Origin of the sequence: Synechococcus sp. PCC 6312 (genome assembly GCF_000316685.1) — a bacterium.
In the GTDB taxonomy this organism is placed as follows: domain Bacteria; phylum Cyanobacteriota; class Cyanobacteriia; order Thermosynechococcales; family Thermosynechococcaceae; genus Pseudocalidococcus.
In genome coordinates, this window is record NC_019680.1 from 2,282,200 (window position 1) to 2,301,692 (window position 19,493).

The 19,493-nt window shown below is 47.9% G+C and carries 13 protein-coding genes; 8 read left to right on the forward strand and 5 right to left on the reverse strand.

The window, feature by feature from the left end; all coding sequences use genetic code 11:
- Window positions 1-4: 4 nt before the first annotated feature.
- Both SYN6312_RS11160 and hisF read right to left on the reverse strand, forming a co-directional pair.
- Window positions 5-3,097, reverse strand: coding sequence for an FHA domain-containing protein (locus SYN6312_RS11160; RefSeq protein WP_015124987.1), 3,093 nt, complete (start codon window positions 3,095-3,097; stop codon window positions 5-7).
- Between the two features lie 182 nt (window positions 3,098-3,279).
- Window positions 3,280-4,047, reverse strand: a complete 768-nt coding sequence (hisF, locus tag SYN6312_RS11165; protein WP_015124988.1) for an imidazole glycerol phosphate synthase subunit HisF — start codon at window positions 4,045-4,047, stop codon at window positions 3,280-3,282.
- A 188-nt stretch (window positions 4,048-4,235) separates the two neighbouring features.
- Between hisF and SYN6312_RS11170 the strand changes: the two genes are divergently transcribed.
- From SYN6312_RS11170 to SYN6312_RS11190, 5 genes are all read left to right on the forward strand, one after another.
- Window positions 4,236-4,907: a viroplasmin family protein gene (locus SYN6312_RS11170; RefSeq protein ID WP_015124989.1), complete on the forward strand. Its 672-nt coding sequence runs from the start codon at window positions 4,236-4,238 to the stop codon at window positions 4,905-4,907.
- A 30-nt stretch (window positions 4,908-4,937) separates the two neighbouring features.
- Window positions 4,938-6,089 carry an anhydro-N-acetylmuramic acid kinase gene (locus SYN6312_RS11175; RefSeq protein ID WP_015124990.1) on the forward strand — a complete coding sequence of 384 codons (1,152 nt, stop codon included), beginning with the start codon at window positions 4,938-4,940 and terminating at the stop codon, window positions 6,087-6,089.
- Between the two features lie 8 nt (window positions 6,090-6,097).
- Window positions 6,098-6,964 carry a 16S rRNA (cytidine(1402)-2'-O)-methyltransferase gene (rsmI, locus tag SYN6312_RS11180; protein ID WP_015124991.1) on the forward strand — a complete coding sequence of 289 codons (867 nt, stop codon included), beginning with the start codon at window positions 6,098-6,100 and terminating at the stop codon, window positions 6,962-6,964.
- Window positions 6,965-7,073: 109 nt separating this feature from the next.
- On the forward strand, window positions 7,074-8,783 hold the full coding sequence (gene ureC, locus SYN6312_RS11185; RefSeq protein ID WP_015124992.1) for an urease subunit alpha: 1,710 nt from the start codon (window positions 7,074-7,076) through the stop codon (window positions 8,781-8,783).
- 281 nt (window positions 8,784-9,064) lie between these two features.
- On the forward strand, window positions 9,065-9,913 hold the full coding sequence (locus SYN6312_RS11190; RefSeq protein ID WP_015124993.1) for a hypothetical protein: 849 nt from the start codon (window positions 9,065-9,067) through the stop codon (window positions 9,911-9,913).
- A 798-nt stretch (window positions 9,914-10,711) separates the two neighbouring features.
- Here SYN6312_RS11190 and SYN6312_RS11195 read toward each other — a convergent pair.
- Window positions 10,712-11,749 carry an STAS-like domain-containing protein gene (locus tag SYN6312_RS11195; protein WP_015124994.1) on the reverse strand — a complete coding sequence of 346 codons (1,038 nt, stop codon included), beginning with the start codon at window positions 11,747-11,749 and terminating at the stop codon, window positions 10,712-10,714.
- 173 nt (window positions 11,750-11,922) lie between these two features.
- Here SYN6312_RS11195 and SYN6312_RS18350 point away from each other — a divergent pair, with 173 nt between their 5' ends.
- Together SYN6312_RS18350 and SYN6312_RS11200 are read left to right on the forward strand one after the other, a co-directional pair.
- A complete protein-coding gene (locus SYN6312_RS18350) occupies window positions 11,923-12,114 on the forward strand; it encodes a DUF3303 domain-containing protein (protein ID WP_083853518.1) in 192 nt (63 codons plus the stop codon).
- Window positions 12,115-12,188: 74 nt separating this feature from the next.
- Window positions 12,189-12,419 (forward strand): DUF433 domain-containing protein, encoded by a 231-nt coding sequence (locus SYN6312_RS11200; protein WP_015124995.1) that lies wholly within the window; start codon window positions 12,189-12,191, stop codon window positions 12,417-12,419.
- Between the two features lie 360 nt (window positions 12,420-12,779).
- Here SYN6312_RS11200 and psaB read toward each other — a convergent pair whose 3' ends face one another.
- Together psaB and psaA are read right to left on the reverse strand one after the other, a co-directional pair.
- Window positions 12,780-15,008 carry a photosystem I core protein PsaB gene (psaB, locus tag SYN6312_RS11205; protein ID WP_015124996.1) on the reverse strand — a complete coding sequence of 743 codons (2,229 nt, stop codon included), beginning with the start codon at window positions 15,006-15,008 and terminating at the stop codon, window positions 12,780-12,782.
- Window positions 15,009-15,031: 23 nt separating this feature from the next.
- Complete coding sequence (gene psaA, locus SYN6312_RS11210) at window positions 15,032-17,299, reverse strand: photosystem I core protein PsaA (protein WP_015124997.1); 2,268 nt, start codon at window positions 17,297-17,299, stop codon at window positions 15,032-15,034.
- Between the two features lie 362 nt (window positions 17,300-17,661).
- Here psaA and SYN6312_RS18355 point away from each other — a divergent pair, with 362 nt between their 5' ends.
- Complete coding sequence (locus SYN6312_RS18355) at window positions 17,662-19,215, forward strand: hypothetical protein (protein ID WP_015124998.1); 1,554 nt, start codon at window positions 17,662-17,664, stop codon at window positions 19,213-19,215.
- Window positions 19,216-19,493 lie beyond the last annotated feature (278 nt).

Sequence of the window (19,493 nt, forward strand, 5' to 3'; positions counted from 1 at the left end):
GACCCTAACTAAAATCCCGGCGGCGTTGGAGGATCGGGATCAGAATTAACATCCCAACAATCACAAATCCTTGATAAAGCCAATGGCGCACCACATCCACGGCAAACATATGCCCCTGTTTTTTATTGATCTGATTGATTAATTCCTCGGCACCATTAATAGCTTTGCTGCGTTGCTTTTGCCAAGTTGTGTAATTGTCCTGCCAGGTGTCCATCTGATCCTGATAGGTTTTGAGATCATCGCTATAGGCTTTTAATTCCGTTGGATTACTGGGTGGGTCGCCAGGATCTTCTGGTTTAGGCGGCTCAGCTTGATCCACAGCACTGTTGTATTGCTTTTGGATGCCCGGAAAATTACACTGTTGAAAAATACTTTCCCCAAAGCAAGCACAGTCCTTTTCTTGGGTCTCGGTTAAGTTTTCTCGCTCCTCACTGGTTTTCTGCCAGCAGGCATCCTTAGCCACGTCCCGCCCCAGGCCACTGAGACTGACTAAGGTTTCATAGGGCCATTTCAAGACAGTGACTCGATTCAAAACTTGCCCAACTGGCCCCAAGGAAGATAGGGGTTGGATGCCGCCGCTAAAGATAATTTGTGGAACTAGGAAAAATAATAAAATCAGCGGCACAATGTTTTGATTCGGAGCCACCGCCGAAACCAGTAGCCCCATGATCATCCCGCCAAAGATGGCCAAGACGATGGTGATATAGATCTGGAAGGTAATATCCCATCCCCCCGGTATATTAACTGCAAGCTTAGTGACCAAAAGATAGGTCGCGGCCTGGTAAATTGCTAAAATCAGGGCCACAGCCACTTTAGAGAAGATATAGGGGAGCATTTGGAGGCCCGTCATTCGCTCCCGGCGGTAAATTTCAATCTCTCGCACCAAGTCCCGCATCGTCGTCATGGAACCAATCATGACCGCAACTAAGGCGGTGGCAAAGAGCATCGTTAAGGCTTCATCAGCACTTCCTTGGGCTGAGTCGAAGATATCTCGTCCCCAGGTAATAAAATCCAACAGGGCCAGGACTGGGGCAATCAAGAGGGTCAGCAGGAGATGGGTTCGATCTTGGCGGAGAATCGTCAAATTTCGCTGGCTCAGAACTAAAAATTGTTGCCAGGGGGATACTCGCCGCTGCTTTTTCTTCGGGCTACGGATCGTTGTTTTGGTATTAGTTTTGGGAATTTGGCTCAGAAAGGTTTGGCGATTGACAATAAAGGTTTGACAGAGAGAGGATTGCTGATAACGATTGGCCAATTCCGTCGCGGTGGGCGCGTTAGGATTTTTCTCTCTATCTAAGGCGCGATAGAGATCGGCAAAATCTCGGAGTGGGACTCCTTGTAAGCGATCCCGAAAGGTTTCCCGAAAATAGGGCAACATTCGCTCCGGTGGGCCAAAATAGGCCAGATAGCCCCCGGCCGCCATATAAATCACGAGGTCACATTCGCGGATATTTTGGGTGGCATGGGAAATAATTAAAATGATTCGTCCTTGATCAGCCAGTTGCCGGAGCAATTGCATCATGTCTGCTTCCGTGCCTGGATCCAATCCCGATGTCACTTCATCCAGGAAAAATAAACTCGGTTGGGTCAGTAATTCAGCCCCCATACAGGCCCGCCGTTGTTGACCGCCACTGAGTTGCCGAATGGGGACATCGGCCCGATGGGATAACCCTAACTCTCCTAAAACTACCTGAATCCGCTTGTTCCGTTCAGTGGACGTTGTATCGGGAGGCATGCGGAGTTGGGCTGCATAGTCAAGGGCCTGGAAGAGGGTTAATTCTTCATGGATAATGTTTTTCTGCGGCACGTAGCCAAGTTGCGTTTTGTAAGCATCATAGTTCTGATATAAATCAGTCCCATTAATCATCACAGAGCCATTGGTGGCTGGGCGCAAACCATTCAGGGCATCCAGGAGAGTTGACTTACCACTACCACTAGGGCCAAGAATGGCAACAAACTCTCGCGGTAGAATTGACAAGGGAATGTCATTTAAAATCCGCTTGCCATCCCCAATGACCTTGCTTAAGCCCACCACATCCAAACGCAAATGTCCGGCTTCTACATACTGGGTTAAGGTCTCATCAATGTTGAGAATTAGCCGATCACTACCGATCCGGATAACATCACCGACCCGTAAACTCGTTACTTCAGTAATCGCTTTGCCGTTAACAAATGTTCCGTTACAGGACTCTAAATCTGTGAGGACTAAACTCCCCTGTTGACGGTCAATCTTGGCGTGGAACCGAGAGACACTGGGATGCTCAATGACAAGATCATTGCTAGTATCGCGGCCAATACTCAAGGTGTTTAATCTGGATAAGGCGACTGTTTTCATGGGCGTTGTCAGATCTACCTCTTCGGGTAGTCCAACTTCTGTTGCTACTGGAATATTCTGCTCCCCAGCCAAGGCCATCTGAGTTGCAGCGAGCCGATCTAGCCAAATTCGTTCGCGTTTAATTTGTTCTGGAAGTTTTAAGCCTTCGTAGGTGAGGGTAGCAGCTGGGCCAAGATTGAGAGTTTCCCCCTTACGCAATTGCCACTCTGTCACGGGTTGTCCTCCTGACATCAGTCCCTGGGGAGCGTCTCCTAAGTAGGTAATGAAACAGTACTCACCCTGTTCTTGAAGCCGGATATGGACTGGGGCAATCCCAATCGTATCCACCAAAATATCCACTGAACTATGGGAACCTAGCAAAACCATAGACATTTCTAAAATAAATTCCTGCGCCCAGGCCTCGGTTCTGACTAAAATTGATGGCACTCGACTAGCCCGCGGTTGGCTTTGCTCAGGCCGTTCTAAGGAAAACCGCAGCACCGAATCGCCAATTTGAATTAAGTCTCCATCATTCAGGGACTCGCTGGTGTGAGGAGATAAGGGCCGATAATTGATCCGCGTGCCGCTGGTACTCCCAAGGTCAGTAATACTAAAGCCTTCGTTTGAGCAGACAATTCGGGCGTGTTGGCGAGATACAGAGCGGTCGGCAAGGACAATCGTATTTTCGGGGGTACGGCCAATGGTGAGAGTATCTTGGGCAATGGGAAAACCGTAATCGGGAGCGCTTTTCAGAATCGTTAACCAGGCCGGGGATGCTTTCACAACAGAGAGTCCTTGTAGATAAAATTTCTGAATGTTATTGAGATGATCATGACTGACCTAGGTTTAGAACCATACTCCCGAAGAATTATGTGGTGGGGCCGAAAATGCTGCCTGAATTATAGGAGTTTCCTGGGAATTCTGGCTAATTTTATCCGTAGGGGCAAGAAGACAGCACAGGTATTTTAAGCCCGCACGGGGACAGCATGGGCCTGAAGATGTTTTTTTATTTCGGCAATCGTTAGCTGCCCATAATGGAGTAATGAGGCCAAAAGAGCGGCTTCTGCTTTGCCAGTGGTGAGGGCTGCCCGAATATGCTCACAGGTGCCGGCTCCCCCTGAGGCGATGACAGGAATGGTGACTTGGTTGGCAATGGTTTGGGTCAGGTTAAGGTCATACCCGGCCTGGGTTCCATCCGCATCCATACTGGTCAGCAAAAGTTCTCCGGCCCCGCGACTCTCAACTTCTTTAGCCCAGGCCAGCGCATCCAAGCCAGTATTTTCGCGACCGCCCCGGACATAGACATCCCACCCCGGATGTTCAGAACTCTCTCGCCGCCGGGCATCAATGGCAATCACAATACACTGCTGACCAAAGCGTTCACTGGCCTGGTTAATGAGATTGGGGTTACGGACGGCCGCAGAATTGAGACTCACCTTATCGGCCCCGGCCCGTAATAAGTCCTTAATGGTAGTCAATGAATCAATGCCCCCGCCCACTGTTAAGGGAATAAAGACTTGATCGGCAGTGCGATAGACCACATCAATCAAAATATTCCGTTCCTCATGGGTGGCGGTGATATCTAAGAAGACCAATTCATCTGCACCCGCATCGTTATAGGCCTGGGCCAGTTCAACTGGATCTCCGGCATCTCGTAATTCCACAAAATTCACCCCTTTGACAACCCGTCCGTTTTTGACATCTAAACAGGGCAAAATTCGCTTGGCTAACATTCATGTTTCCTTTTGAGTGACAAGTTCAAGGCCATCGTACCCGCCACAGATGCCAATGAATCGTGAGCAGTTGAGCCATAAGACTAATTTGTTGTCGCGACTCTATTTTGAGCATAATCCAGCTTAGTCTGGGAATTAGAGCAATCTCTGGGGATAACCGTTACTACCGATGATTAGGTGAATCGCTTGTGCCAAAGTCTAAGAAATTCTACGCGGTTTTTGCGGGTCGTCAAACTGGATTATTTTTTACCTGGCCTGATTGTGAAGCCCAAGTTAAAGGGTATCAAGGGGCCCGCTACAAATCTTTTCCGACTCGGGATCAAGCTGAAGTTGCCCTCACCATGAGCCAAGCCACCTCGCAAACAGAGTTATTTTTATTTGCATCCCAGGTGACACCATTGCCCAGGCCGGGTCAAACTCCCCCTGATCAACCCACCCGTAACGTTCTTTATATCCTCGATAGCCTATCTGTAGATGCTTCTTGTTTGGGGAATCCCGGAGATGTGGAATATCGGGGTGTCCATACTGGAACCAAAGAAGTCTTATTTGCGGTCGGCCCCTTAGCCTATGGGACTAATAATATCGGGGAATTTTTAGCGATTGTGGATGGATTGCAATATCTCCAGGCCCAGGGGTTAACAATCCCAATTTATTCTGACTCGGCCACGGGAATGAGTTGGGTTAAAAAAAAGCGCGTCCAAACCAAATTAGCCCGCCGGCCTGGAAATCAGGAAATTTTTACGCGGATTGATGAGGCCTTGGCCTGGCTGCATTATCACACCTATCCAAACCCAATCCTGAAGTGGGATACAGTAAACTGGGGTGAAATTCCGGCAGATTATGGGCGCAAATCGCGGTGATCAAGCAAGCAAGGCATTAAAGGTGACTCCATGCGGGTGATCGGCTTAATGAGTGGAACCTCTGTAGATGGAATTGATGCGGTGGTGGTTGATCTCCATGGGGCTGCTCAAGACCTGACAATCAAAGTCCAGGCCAGTGCCACCTATGGGTATTCTGAGTCGTTACGGGAGAAAATCTTAGGCGTTTGTGCCGGGGACGCTCTGAGTATTGCTGATCTAGCTAGCTTAGATGATCAAATTGCCCAAGCTTTTGCCCAGGCCGCCCGCCAGATTCAAAGCCAACTTGGGGATCAACAGCCAATTGACCTGATTAGTTCCCACGGACAAACCGTTTTCCATCGCCCTCCCGGCCCAAACCCTGATTTCCAACTCGGTTATTCCGTTCAACTCGGCCGCGGGGAAGTTATCGCCCAGTTAACCCAAATTCCGACCGTCACAAATTTTCGGGCTGCTGATATTGCCTTGGGGGGTCAAGGTGCGCCCTTAGTCCCGCGGATTGATCTATGTTTACTGGGGCATCCTGAAAAAACTCGTTGCGTCCAAAATATTGGCGGAATTGGCAATGTCACCTATCTACCCGCCCAAGGAGATACAGATGGATTTGGAACCGGAGTGTTTGGCTGGGATACGGGGCCAGGGAATGTTCTCATAGATTTAGCGGTTCATTATTTTTCCCAGGGACAACAAACCTATGATCACAACGGGGCCTGGGCTGCCACTGGAACGCCGGATTTAAACCTGATCCAGGCCTGGTTAAAACACCCCTACTTTCAGGCCCCCCCACCCAAATCTACAGGCCGGGAATTATTTGGACTTGCTTATTTTCAGGACTGTCTCAAGGATGCGGCCCATTTAACCCCAGCCGATACGATAGCTACCCTGACTGAGTTCACCGCCGCCACCATTGCCCATAGTTATCAAAGTTTTCTACCCCAAATGCCGGATCAGGTTTTTCTGTGTGGGGGAGGAGCATTGAATAGTTATTTACGATCTCGACTCGGGGCCTGGTTACAGCCGATTCCGGTGTTGACAACGACTGAGCTTGGAGTTCCCGTAGAAAGTAAAGAGGCGATTGCCTTTGCGGTTTTAGCCTATTGGAAGGGCCAAAATTTACCGGGGAATTTACCCAGTGTTACCGGCGCGTCCCGCGAAACTCCCTTGGGAACGCTCCATTGTCCTTAGATTTAGATATGGGTAATTCCAGTCAAGCAATTCCCGGATATTTGTATCTAGTTCCAACCCCCATTGGCAACTTGGCAGACATTACCACTCGCGCCCTCGGTATTCTCCAAACCGTAGATTTAATTGCCGCTGAAGATACCCGTCACACCGGCCGCCTGTTGCAGCACTGCCAAATTTCAACTCGGCAAATTAGTTTTCACCAGCACAATACCCAACAGCGGATTCCAGAGCTAATTGAACTCTTGCAGGCTGGACAATCCATTGCACTAGTGAGTGATGCAGGAATGCCGGGCATTTCAGATCCGGGTTATGAGTTGGTCGTGGCTTGTATTGATGCCCAAATTCCGATTATTCCCCTCCCCGGCCCCAATGCGGCCCTCACGGCCCTCGTTGCTTCAGGATTACCCTCCAATCGGTTTATTTTTGAAGGATTTTTACCCACCAAGCCAAAAGTGAGACATGAAATCCTCCAGGCCTGGGCCAGAGAACCCCGCACGATTATTTTTTATGAATCCCCCCACCGACTCAGAGAAACCTTAACTGCATTGATCCCCCATCTTGGCCCAACGCGGCAGATTGTGATTGCGAGGGAACTAACGAAACTCTACGAAGAATTTTGGCGGGGAACCTTGGGAGATGCAATCAGACATTTTCAAACCCATCCGCCCAAAGGGGAACTGACGATTATTCTGGCTGGCTCATCCCCGCAAACAGAACACTACTCACCAGAAGATATTAAAACGGCCCTCCAACAACGGCTGCAACAAGGGCTTTCTCCATCCCAGGCCAGCCGGGAACTTGCCCTAGAAATGCATCTGTCGCGGCGATATGTCTATGGCCTGGCCTTAGAGCTTGTCCAAAAATCTTCTAATTGATGGGAATGCGTTAGGGTGAGGACTTTTTTAGTTAACGGGGCCTGGTCAACCGCAAATTTGGTAGAGTTCAATTTAACTTGTCAAAAATTATCGTCTCTGGATTCTTGTTATGAGCTATCCCATGTCCCGCCAGGCCTATGCTGAAACCTATGGCCCCACTGTCGGAGATCGGGTGCGATTGGCGGATACGGAACTGATTATCGAAGTCGAACAGGATTTCACAACCTACGGCGAAGAAGTCAAATTTGGCGGCGGGAAAGTCATTCGGGATGGCATGGGGCAGTCCCCAATTACAAATGCCAATGGGGCCATGGATGCGGTGATTACTAACGCCTTAATTCTCGATTGGTGGGGAATTGTTAAAGCGGATATTGGGATTAAAGATGGGAAAATTGCTGCTATCGGAAAAGCCGGAAACCCCAACATTCAAGATAATGTCACGATCATCATTGGGCCTGGGACAGAAGCCATTGCTGGGGAAGGGATGATTCTGACTGCCGGGGGAATTGACAGCCACATTCACTTTATTTGCCCGCAACAGATCGAAGTCGCCATTGCCTCTGGAGTCACCACGATGATTGGCGGCGGAACGGGGCCAGCCACCGGAACTAATGCCACCACCTGCACCCCAGGCCCCTGGAATATTTACCGAATGCTCCAGGCCGCCGATGCCTTTCCGATGAATTTGGGCTTTTTAGGCAAGGGAAACAGTGCCAAACCAGAAGCCTTACGGGAGCAAATCCAGGCCGGGGCCTGTGGGTTAAAACTCCATGAAGATTGGGGAACCACACCTGCCACCATTGATACCTGTTTGAGTGTGGCTGATGAGATGGATGTGCAAGTGGCGATCCACACCGATACCCTCAACGAAGCCGGATTTGTCGAAGATACAATTGCGGCGTTTAAAAATCGGGTGATCCACACCTATCACACCGAAGGCGCAGGGGGTGGTCATGCCCCGGACATTATCAAAATTTGCGGTGAGATGAATGTTTTACCGTCTTCCACCAATCCCACCCGGCCCTATACCCTGAATACTTTGGATGAACACCTGGATATGTTGATGGTTTGTCATCACTTGGATGAGAGCATTCCTGAAGATGTCGCCTTTGCCGAGTCCCGGATTCGCCGGGAAACTATTGCCGCCGAGGATATTTTGCACGACTTAGGGGCTTTTAGCATGATTTCCTCTGATTCCCAGGCCATGGGTCGGGTAGGGGAAGTGATTATTCGTACTTGGCAAACCGCCCACAAAATGAAAGTTCAACGGGGGCCATTAAGCGAAGATTCGGAACGGGCTGATAATTTCCGAGCCAAACGCTATGTGGCCAAATACACGATTAATCCTGCCATTACCCACGGGATTGCTAATTATGTCGGTTCGGTGGAAGTGGGTAAACTCGCTGATTTATGTCTCTGGCGGCCGGCGTTTTTTGGCGTGAAACCAGAGCTGGTCATTAAAGGCGGCCTGATTGCCTATGCCCAAATGGGAGATGCCAATGCCAGTATTCCCACCCCGCAACCTGTTCATATGCGCCCAATGTTTGGCAGCTTTGCCGGAGCCAGAAATGCCACTGCCTTAACCTTTGTGTCCCAGGCGGGGTTGAATAATGGGATTAAGGAACAGTTAGGGTTGCAGAAAAATGTGGTGGCTGTCTCCCAAACCCGGAATTTAAGTAAGTTAGACCTGAAACTCAATACCGCAACCCCAGTGATGGAAGTTGATCCGGAAACCTATGAAGTCCGGGCGGATGGGGAACTGCTCACCTGTGAACCTGCGACTGTTTTACCGATGGCCCAGCGATACTTTCTGTTCTAAACACGCTGAATTTAACGTTGCAGTTTTTTAGGAGGAGGTTCAGCCTGCATAGCTTCAAATTAATGGTGTTTTATCCATCAACTATAATATCTATGAGTTTCAATCTAGCAAGTTTTGCTGATTAGGCGGAATTTTTTTGTATTCCCCTCCTTATAGGTTTTTTGAGGCGGAAACTTGACATTCAGCCTAAACACGATATGTTTCCTTTGAATGGAAACTTTCTGTCTAATCAATAGTTAGACAAACATCACGGTTTTCAATAAGAGTCATGCGGAGGCTCTATGTTCTCAAATGATCTAACCATAAAACTAGATACATCGTATGAGCAGACACGAGCTTTAGTGATTGAGGTATTAAAATCTTCGATTTCGGGTCAAATAACAAGTCTATATTCTAATGTTGCGAACTTGGCAGTTCAGAAAGGTATTGTAAAGAATCCTGCTGAAGCAAACTTTTTAAATCCAACATACAAACTCCCGGAAAAATATAAAACTTGGATAGAAGACATTATTTGGGATTTGATAATGGAGGGGTTAGTTAGACCAGGCTTGGGAGATGCATTAAATCCAGGTTTACCTTGGTATCATGTTTCAGAGTATGGCAAAACTGTTCTCACAACTCAATCACCTCAGCCTTACGATCCTGATGGCTATCTAAATGAAGTTCGAGCAATTCCCAATATTGATGATGTAATAATTTCTTATTTAGAAGAAAGTTTAAAGGCTTTTAGAATCCACTGTCACCTATCTTCTGTAATTACATTAGGATGTGCATCTGAGAAGGCAATTCTACTTTTAATAGAAGCCTATAAAGTAGCTATATCAAATCCTACACAGCAAGCCAACTTTGCGAAAAAGACAGATACTCTCGCCATCAAGAGAAAGCATGACGAATTCCAGAATCTTCTAAATGCGAAGATATCACCACTTTTACCTAAAGAGTTAAAAGAGAATTTGGACAACTACCTAATCGGGCTGTTCTCTATTATTAGAAGTACAAGGAATGATGCAGGTCATCCTTCAGGAAAAGAAATACGTAGAGAACATCTTTATGCATATTTGGCAACATTCCCTGAGTATTTAAAGAAAGTTTATGCTCTTATAGATTGGCTAAACAATAACCAGATTTAGGCTGTTCTCTACCCATCTAAAGACTGTCTAACAACCGCTCTGCACCGAAATTGAAAATATGCTCGGTTGAGTCGTAAAAGCTATCTGAATCCGGCGAGCGAGAACTTTAGTCGTCTGATTCTCGGAGTATAAGTTGTGATTTGTTGTCTTGTAATTCTGGAATCTATTCTTTGAGCTTGCTTGGTTAATTCGGGTAAGGGTAGGGTGGGAAGTAAGACCAAGTAGTTATTACTACAGTGGTTAGAGAATCCTGATGCGTTAGGGCCTCAGCAGATGGGGATATTATTGGGAAAATTCTCACCTGTGAACCTGCAACCGTCTTACCCATGGCCTGGCGATACTTTCTGTTCTAAACACCTTGCTGATCCTCACGTTGAAGTTTTTAGGAGGAGGCTCAGCTTGCATAACTTGAAATTAATGGTGATTTATTTGTCAACCATAATATTTATGAGTTTAAATCTAGTAAAAAGATTTTCTAATGAGACGGAAATTTTCTGTATTTTCCTCCTTATAGGTTTCTTAGGTGGAAACTTTCTCTCTAATCCATAGTTGGGCTGCAACATGCAAGGGGCGCAATGCGTCAGGTTTATCTCGTTCTACTCGTTGGTTGACCAGTTTCGCGCGTGACTTGCTGCGTTGAAAATTGTCTCGTCGATTGGGTTATGGCTTGGGTTCTGGGTGTTAATGTCCAACCATTATTTCGTTAATTGCAACGAGCAGCCCAACAAATCACTGTAGCCGACGGAACGGCGATCGCGATCGGGTGGCCTATTTTTTCACCGCTGCTAACTTCAACCATTAGGTACTAAGAGCACTCGTAGCACGATTAAGCATCTTCTTAACTTCTTCGTTTGCATTCAAGTCAACAATTTCAATTTCCGGGTGCTGCTTCTTAAAAACCCGAAATACTTCATCCGCAAAAGCTTGGCCTATCGCTTCCACTTCAGAAAAATCAAAGATTACTATCTTGAACTTATCGACATTAGCTAATAGCCTTTTCGCTTGAGAACGAGATACTAGCCTTTCATCTCTATACTGTGCCAAACGCACAGGGACGACTGTTTTATTGAAGGCATAATCATCTCCAGATGAGAAATTGTCAAATACTTGCTTGGAGGTTCTGGAAGTATTATTTTTAAGCTCCATACAAACGGTTGTACCATCTTGGGAACTATCATTCTCAAGAATCCAATCTTCGGCCTTGTCGAATTGGTGGGAGAAGTATACACTTCCAGAAAGTATTGCAAATCTATCAAACATTCGAGATGTAAAGAAAATGCCTTCGCCACTATGACGATCTGGGTCAGTTGTAAGCTTACCTTTAGCTAACTCAAGAACTGCGTGACGTTCGTCATGTAATTCCAATGACCGCTGAATCTTTCTGAAGATTCCTTCGCCATCGTCATGAATCATGATCTCAGTGGATAAAGAAGTCCTTTTGACTTGAATAAATACTTCTGTTCCAGATGAGTGATCTATGGCATTGTTTAACATTTCAGTGAAGCCATAGATCCAAATATCTTTAACATTATCCGGAAAATTAGACAACAAAGGCTTTATATCAGAACCCCATACAATATCCTCCTCAAGGGAAGTATCCAAAGAGTATTTTTTGCTCCACTCAAGCAGGGGATGAAGGTCGTAACTTCTGCTATTGGTTGAGCCTTTAAACGAAAGAGCCTTTTGCTCTACTAAGCACTTGATATGTTTGTTGACAGCTTGCCTAGTGATACCAAATTCTTGCGCTACTAGAGCAGCAATATCCCTTGGATGGTTCTCAACGTTTGTCAGGATAAATTGGCGAATTTGTTCACCACGCTTTCGCACTTTTGACACTTACATCTCTCCCTTTTGTCAAGCTAACCTCTTTTTATTGTCAACCCATATGACTCTTGTTGTCAACTTTTTAGATTTAGTTAGTCAGCACCTAACAACCCTGGTGTAGCGGATTTCCCGAGACTGGTTGCCGTGAAGGAAAGACCTTGAAAACTACTGACTAGGAATGTCAATTGCCACCAGGCCTTGAGTATGTGGATAGTTGGGTGGATTTAAACTATTTCCGGTGCTTCCAACTTATGCGAACGGATGACCAGGCCTTGTTTGAAGTTTGGATCGAAGCATGGAGCGATCTGGTTCATTTTGAAATTATCCCAGTGCGGACTTCGGCAGAGGCTTTTCAGCAGATTGCAAATAAACTCTAGAGGTCTTCTCTGTCGGCAGGCAGCAAAAGTTCTCGATATAATGCTAAGTAGATATTTTTCCCTCATGCTAGTTTATGAACTACCGAGACATCATTACAATTGAGCCTGAAAAACGCGGTGGAAAGCCTTGTGTCCGTGGCCTGCGTATTACAGTCTATGAAGTGCTTGAGTATCTAGCTTCCGAGATGACCGAAGCAGAAATTCTTGACGATTTTCCCGATCTGACGCGAGAAGATATAAAAGCCTGCATTGCTTATGCTGCTGACCGTGAGCGTCGGTTGATGACCGCTTCATTATCTGCATGAAATTACTTTTCGATCAAAAGAACCTTGAGTATCAGTGGGTGCAAAACAATTCCACTTTTGTTTTTTTTGCTTAAAATCTTCTACTTTCATAATTAAGTATGAGAGATATACTTTACATAAAAGGAATAGTAAATTTTCTATCTCAGTGTGTTGTGGTAATTAAAGGCAATTCTAGTTTAGCAATTTTATCAAAAGCTCTTGGATTTGAATCTTAATTAAACAGAAATCAAGAGAAAGAACCAAAACTATTCACATTACTTTGCATTATTAATACATTAGAGGAATGGTAGACAAAATAAAAAATCCCCCACCCAAAGGTAGAGGATTTAAAATTTAGCTAACTAATCAGCAATCAGTTCATCAACCGTACTTCGATGCAGTTGAAGCAATTAAGAATGCCGCATAGGTCACAATGTAGCCAACGGTGAAGTGAGCTAAACCAACCACCCGGGCCTGGACGATGGAGAGAGCCACTGGCTTATCTTTCCAACGCACCAAGTTTGCCAAGGGAGTCCGCTCATGGGCCCAGACGAGAGTTTCAATCAACTCCTGCCAGTAACCCCGCCAGCTAATCAGGAACATGAAGCCCGTTGCCCAAACCAAGTGTCCAAAGAGGAACATCCAGGCCCAAACAGAAAGGTTATTGGTTCCGTAGGGGTTGTAACCATTGATTAACTGAGAGGAGTTCAGCCAGAGATAATCCCGCAGCCAGCCCATCAGGTAGGTAGAAGACTCATTAAACTGAGCCACGTTGCCTTCCCATACACCCAGATGCTTCCAGTGCCAGTAGAAGGTGACCCAACCAATGGTATTCAGCATCCAGAACATGGACAGGTAGAAGGAATCCCACGCAGAAATGTCGCAAGTACCACCCCGGCCTGGGCCATCACAAGGGAAGGCATAGCCGAAGTCTTTTTTGTCGGGCATTAACTTGGAACCACGGGCATCCAAGGCACCTTTAACCAAGATCAAGGTGGTGGTGTGCAGACCCAAGGCAATCGCATGGTGAACCAAGAAGTCTCCCGGCCCAATGGTCAGGAACAACGAGTTCTTGCCACTGTTAATCGCATCCAACCAACCAGCTAACCAGACATTCCCGTAGTTCGGCCAGGCCGTAGCGGCAATGCTTTCTGGATTAGACAGGAGGGTATCGAAGCCGTAAAGGAGTTTCCCGTGGGCGGCCTGGATGAACTGGGCAAAGACCGGCTCAATCAGGATTTGCTTTTCGGGTGTGCCAAAGGCAACGACAACATCGTTATGGACATAGAGACCCAAGGTGTGGAAGCCCAAGAAGAGGGACACCCAGCTTAAGTGGGAAATAATCGCTTCTTTGTGCTGCAACACCCGATCCAAGACATTGCCTTTATTTTGCACCGGGTCATAATCCCGAACTAGGAAAATAGCACCGTGAGCAAAGGCCCCGACCATAATGAAGCCAGCAATGTACTGGTGGTGGGTGTAAAGGGCGGCCATGGTTGTGTGGTCTTGGGCAATGAAGGCATAGGGAGGCAGCGAGTACATGTGCTGCGCTACCAAAGAGGTGATCACCCCTAAGGAAGCCAATGCCAAGGCCAACTGGAAATGCAAGGAGTTATTCAGGGTGTCATACAGACCTTGGTGAGGCAGGTTGAACTGACCTTCACTCTTAGCCGAAAGCAATCCAGCTTTACTGTCGAGCATTTCCTTGATGTTGTGACCAATGCCGAAGTTCGTCCGGTACATATGCCCGGCAACAATAAACAAGACCGCAATGGCCAAGTGGTGGTGAGCCATATCCGTCAACCAAAGGGATTCGGTTTGGGGATGGAAGCCACCTAAAAAGGTCAAGATTGCTGTTCCAGAACCCTCGGCTGTGCCAAACAAATGACCAGCAGTATCTGGATTTTGAGCATAGACCCCCCAGTTCCCGGTGAAAAAGGGCTGTAAACCCGCCGGGTGAGGCAATGTCGAAAGGAAATTATCCCAACCCACATGCTGTCCCCGAGATTCGGGAATGGCGACGTGAATTAAGTGTCCGGCCCAGGCCAAGGAACTGACCCCAAACAAACCAGCCAAGTGGTGGTTGAGACGAGACTCAGCATTTTTGAACCAAGAGAGGCTCGGACGGAATTTCGGTTGCAAGTGCAGCCAGCCAGCAAATAAAGCCAAAGAGGCTAAAACAATCAAGAAGATAGCGCCTTGATAGAGGTCGCCGTTGGTGCGCATACCGATGGTGTACCACCAGTGATAAACGCCAGAGTAGGCAATATCAACGGGGTTAGACGCACCGGCTTGGGTAAAGGCATCGACCGCGCCCTTACCAAATTGGGGATCCCAGATCGCATGGGCGATGGGACGAACATTGAGTGGGTCTTTAATCCACTGCTCAAAGTTGCCTTGCCAGGCCACGTGGAACAAGCTACCCGATGCCCACAGGAAAATGATTGCCAGATGGCCAAAATGAGAGGCAAAAATCTTTTGATAAAGATTCTCTTCCGTCATACCATCATGGGTTTCAAAGTCATGCGCAGTGGCAATCGCGTACCATATCCGCCGTGTGGTCGGATCCTGTGCGAGGTCTTGGCTAAACTTAGGAAATTTAGTTGCCATAGTTAGGTAAAGTCTCCTCGCCCTTATCCTACTGAGATGATGCGAGCCAGGAAGAACGCCCACGTCGTGGCAATCCCTCCCAACAAGTAGTGGGCAACCCCAACGGCCCGGCCTTGAATAATGCTCAAAGCACGGGGTTGAATTGCCGGAGCGACTTTCAGCTTGTTATGGGCCCAAACAATGGACTCAATCAATTCTTGCCAGTAGCCGCGACCACTGAACAGGAACATCAAGCTAAAGGCCCAAACAAAGTGAGCACCGAGGAACAGCAAGCCGTAAGCCGACAGAGCCGAACCATAGGAACCAATCACCTGCGAGGCCTGGGCCCAGAGGAAGTCTCGGAGCCAGCCATTAATCGTAATCGCACTTTGGGCAAAGTTCCCACCGGTAATGTGAGACACCGTGCCATCGGGCGCAACCGTTCCCCAAACATCCGACTGCATCTTCCAACTGAAGTGGAAAATCACGACTGAGATGCTGTTGTACATCCAGAACAAACCGAGGAAAACGTGATCCCAACCAGAAACCTGGCAAGTACCACCCCGGCCTGGGCCATCGCAGGGGAAACGAAAACCTAAATTCGCTTTATCAGGAATCAGGCGAGAACTGCGGGCAAACAACACACCCTTGAGCAGAATCAACACCGTCACATGAATGGTGAAGGCATGGATGTGATGCACCATAAAGTCAGCCGTTCCCAAGACAATCGGCATCATTGCCACTTTGCCACCGACGGCAACAATCCCACCGCCAAACGCATAGCTAACTGGAGCTGCTGCATTGGGAGCGGTCGCACCAGGAGCCAAGGTATGGATATTTTGAATCCATTGGGCAAAGACCGGCTGGAGTTGGATGCCCGTATCCGAGAACATATCTTGGGGACGACCAAAAGCCCGCATCGTGTCGTTGTGGACGTAGAGGCCGAAACTGTGGAAGCCCAAGAAAATACAAACCCAATTTAAATGGGAAATAATGGCATCCCGATGACGTAAGACCCGATCCAAGAGATTGTTTTGGTTCATCGCTGGATCGTAGTCCCGCACCATGTAAATTGCCGCATGGGCCGCACCGCCGACAATAAAGAAGCCACCGAGCCACATATGGTGGGTAAACAGTGACAGTTGAGTCGGATAGTCCGTTGCCAAGTAGGGATAAGGCGGCATGGCATACATGTGCTGAGCCACGATGATGCTCAAGGAACCGACCATGGCCAAGTTGATCGCCAATTGGGCATGCCAAGAGGTGGTGAGCACTTCATAGAGACCTTTGTGGCCTTCGCCAGTAAAGGGCCCTTTATGTGCTTCCAACAATTCTTTGATGCTGTGGCCAATGCCCCAATTGGTGCGGTACATGTGCCCCGCAATGATGAAGAGGACAGCAATGGCCAAGTGATGGTGGGCCGTATCGGACAACCACAGGCCACCGGTGACGGGGTTTAAACCACCTTTAAAGGTCAGGAAGTCAGAATAGGCTCCCCAGTTAAAGGTGAAGAAGGGAATCACCCCTTTAAAAACACCCCAGTCCACCTTGGGATAGAGTTCCGTCATCAAGCTGGGATTGAGAATAAACTCATGGGGCAAGGGAATATCTTTGATCGGTACTCCAGCATCCAACAACTTGTTGATCGGTAAGGAGACATGGATCTGGTGTCCGGCCCAACCCAAAGAGCCTAAGCCAAAGAGGCCGGCCAAGTGGTGGTTAAGCATGGACTCCACATTTTGGAACCATTCCAACTTGGGTGCTTTTTTGTGGTAGTGGAACCAACCAGCAAAGAGCATTAATCCAGCCATAACCAGGCCACCGATGGCAGTGACATAAAGCTGAAATTCGTTGGTGATCCCAGAAGCCCGCCAGAGTTGGAACAGGCCCGAGGTAATTTGAATGCCATGGAAGCCGCCGCCGACATCGCCATTCAGAATGCCTTGACCAACAACGGGCCAAACCACTTGGGCACTGGGTTTAATTCCAGTCGGGTTGGCTAACCAAGCCTCATAGTTAGAAAATTTTGCGCCGTGGAAATACATCCCGCTCAGCCAGACGAACACAACAGCCAGGTGGCCGAAGTGGGCACTGAAAATTTTGCGAGATACGTCTTCCAGGTCGCTGGTATGGGTATCAAAATCATGGGCAAGAGCATGGAGGTTCCAAATCCAGGTTGTGGTTTGGGGACCTCTCGCCAAGGTACGGTCGAAGTGTCCCGGTTTGGCCCACTTTTCAAAGGAAGTAGGAACCGGATCGCTATCAACAACGACCCTGACTTTTTTCTCTCGCTCCGGTGGACTGATTGTCATCGAGTCTCTCCTCTCTTTAGACAAAGAAGGAACGAGTTCACTCTCTCCCCAGATACGGAACCTATCAATAAATCAATCAAGACTAAAAGTAATCTTCAATGATCATGACAGACTAAGAACAATGAAGCCCTCCGGGGGAGGAATGCTCACTCTCAGAATTATAGAAGCCTGTTCCTCAGTTTGCCGATAGTTAACAATATTTAAGATGCCTCAATATTCAAGGCTAGTCAGGCTTCGGGCCGTTTCCAAAATGCAGGTTTTGGGCCGAGATTGAAGTTCTTTATCAAGAATGTAACAAAACTTTATAATTGTGCAGTCTCGGAATTGTAAATTGGTAAAAGTGGCTACATTAGGGGCAACTAATGAATCAGTTATGGGATTTGTTAACATCTAGCCGTTTTCGTCTTTTCTGGACAAATTTGTGCAGGATTGGCTTAATTCTCGGCTTGGTTTGTGGTTTTGGCTTGGCAGGCTGTCAAGGCCAACCCCAGGTCTCGCAGATGGCTCCGGTTGCCCCGATTGTTAAGGCTAATCTCAGTGAAGTCTCCCCCCCCTTGGCTATTGAAGAACTTAATGAATGGTTTGACCAGTACCAGCCCCAGGTGGAAATTCTCAGTCCCCGCCCTAATGAAATCCTGGCCGATACCCAAGTCATTTTAAAGATTGGGGTCAAAAGTCTGCCCATTTTTCGAGACTTGGCCACAGGGTTGGGCCCCTATCTTCAGGTGACATTAGATAACCAGGCCAGCCGCCCTGTTTATTCCCTAGATAAGCCAGTCATTATTGAAGACCTCCCTCCCGGAACCCATACCTTACGAGTCATTGCCGTCCGCCCCTGGGGTGAGAGTTTTAAAACCGCTGGAGCTTTTGCTCAAGTTACGTTTCATACCCTTGTTGAGAGCGATCAGACCAGTCCCCAGCCCCAACGTCCCCTTTTAACCTATAACCAACCCCAAGGTTTTTATGGTGGTGAGCCATTCCTCCTCGACTTCTATCTATCCAATGCCCCGTTGCTGTCCCTCGGAAAGGCCAGTGATCTCGATGCGTTCTCCGATTGGCAGGTGCGCTGTACCATTAACGACATCAGTTTTACAGTCGATCGCTGGCAAGCTTTTTATCTAAGTGGATTGAAAGAAGGCAAAAACTGGGTACGTTTGGAACTCTTGGATGGGCAAGGGCGGCTGATCGAGAATGGCTTTAACCCGACAACTTGGGTCGTAGATTACCAACCTGGGGGCCTAGATGCCCGTTCTCGCCTGCTCCGGGGAGAATTAACAGCAGCGGACGTGAAGGGAGTTTTAAGCCCGAAATTTGCATCTACCCTTCCCCCAGTTTCGGAGCCGGAACCACTACCCACGTTTTCCCCCACTCCAACAGAGCCGCTTGACGCAAGTCCAATCCCGCCCCCAGAATCAGACGCACTCACTGTACCTATTGAGTCTGAGGTCAGTCTGCCCAAAGCCTCTGGTCTAGAAACGTCCCAGGCCTTGGAGTCAAACCCAGCCACGCCAGCTAAGCCTGAAAATCAGGTCACAAAACAGGTTCCTCCCACGCCCAAAGGATCAGAACGGTCTTGGCGTAATTTCTTCAGACAAAAGCCCCAGCCTTCTGTAACTCTCCCAGGCCTGGAGGAGGAAACACCATCTCAACTCCAACCCAATTCTGAAGTGACGGAACCAGCGGCAATCCCAGAAATGGCATCCACCGAGCCAGTTACAGCCAGCGAGCCTGAACTAGAGACCCCCTCCTCTGAGCCAACAGATACTCGACCAAATTCTGCACCGGGTCAAGAAGTTGAGGCCTTGAAAAAACGGTGGCAAGATTATCTTTCTCGTCCTCGGTCAGCCACTTCACCCAGTCCCAACACGGCTAGTACACTAGAAGCAGAAGAACCTATCGGAGATCGAGTTGAGTAGTAAAAATTTTTTCAAAAATTGATGGTTCAATATGGTTCAATAGCGTCATCTGAAAAGGGCCTCTTGGGCTTTAAAAGGATACCATCGCCGACATCAATAGCAATCAGTTGCTGACCAATCTCCCAGGGATGAGCAATGCGTAAAGCTTCTGGAAAATAACTTGTCCTTATACTTGACAGACGGGTTACTTCCATAAAATTCGGCGGCAAGAACAGTAATAAATATGTAGAAATTCTAGAATCGGCATCTTGCAAGCGGTTGGGGTAGCGGAACCTTGG

Coding starts and splice junctions, on each gene's coding strand:
- hisF (WP_015124988.1), bottom strand. CDS start 4,047: ATGTTAGCCAAGCGAATTTTGCCCTGTTTAGATGTCAAAAACGGACGG.
- SYN6312_RS11175 (WP_015124990.1), top strand. CDS start 4,938: ATGCGGGTGATCGGCTTAATGAGTGGAACCTCTGTAGATGGAATTGAT.
- rsmI (WP_015124991.1), top strand. CDS start 6,098: ATGGGTAATTCCAGTCAAGCAATTCCCGGATATTTGTATCTAGTTCCA.
- ureC (WP_015124992.1), top strand. CDS start 7,074: ATGAGCTATCCCATGTCCCGCCAGGCCTATGCTGAAACCTATGGCCCC.
- SYN6312_RS11190 (WP_015124993.1), top strand. CDS start 9,065: ATGTTCTCAAATGATCTAACCATAAAACTAGATACATCGTATGAGCAG.
- SYN6312_RS11200 (WP_015124995.1), top strand. CDS start 12,189: ATGAACTACCGAGACATCATTACAATTGAGCCTGAAAAACGCGGTGGA.
- psaB (WP_015124996.1), bottom strand. CDS start 15,008: ATGGCAACTAAATTTCCTAAGTTTAGCCAAGACCTCGCACAGGATCCG.
- psaA (WP_015124997.1), bottom strand. CDS start 17,299: ATGACAATCAGTCCACCGGAGCGAGAGAAAAAAGTCAGGGTCGTTGTT.
- SYN6312_RS18355 (WP_015124998.1), top strand. CDS start 17,662: ATGAATCAGTTATGGGATTTGTTAACATCTAGCCGTTTTCGTCTTTTC.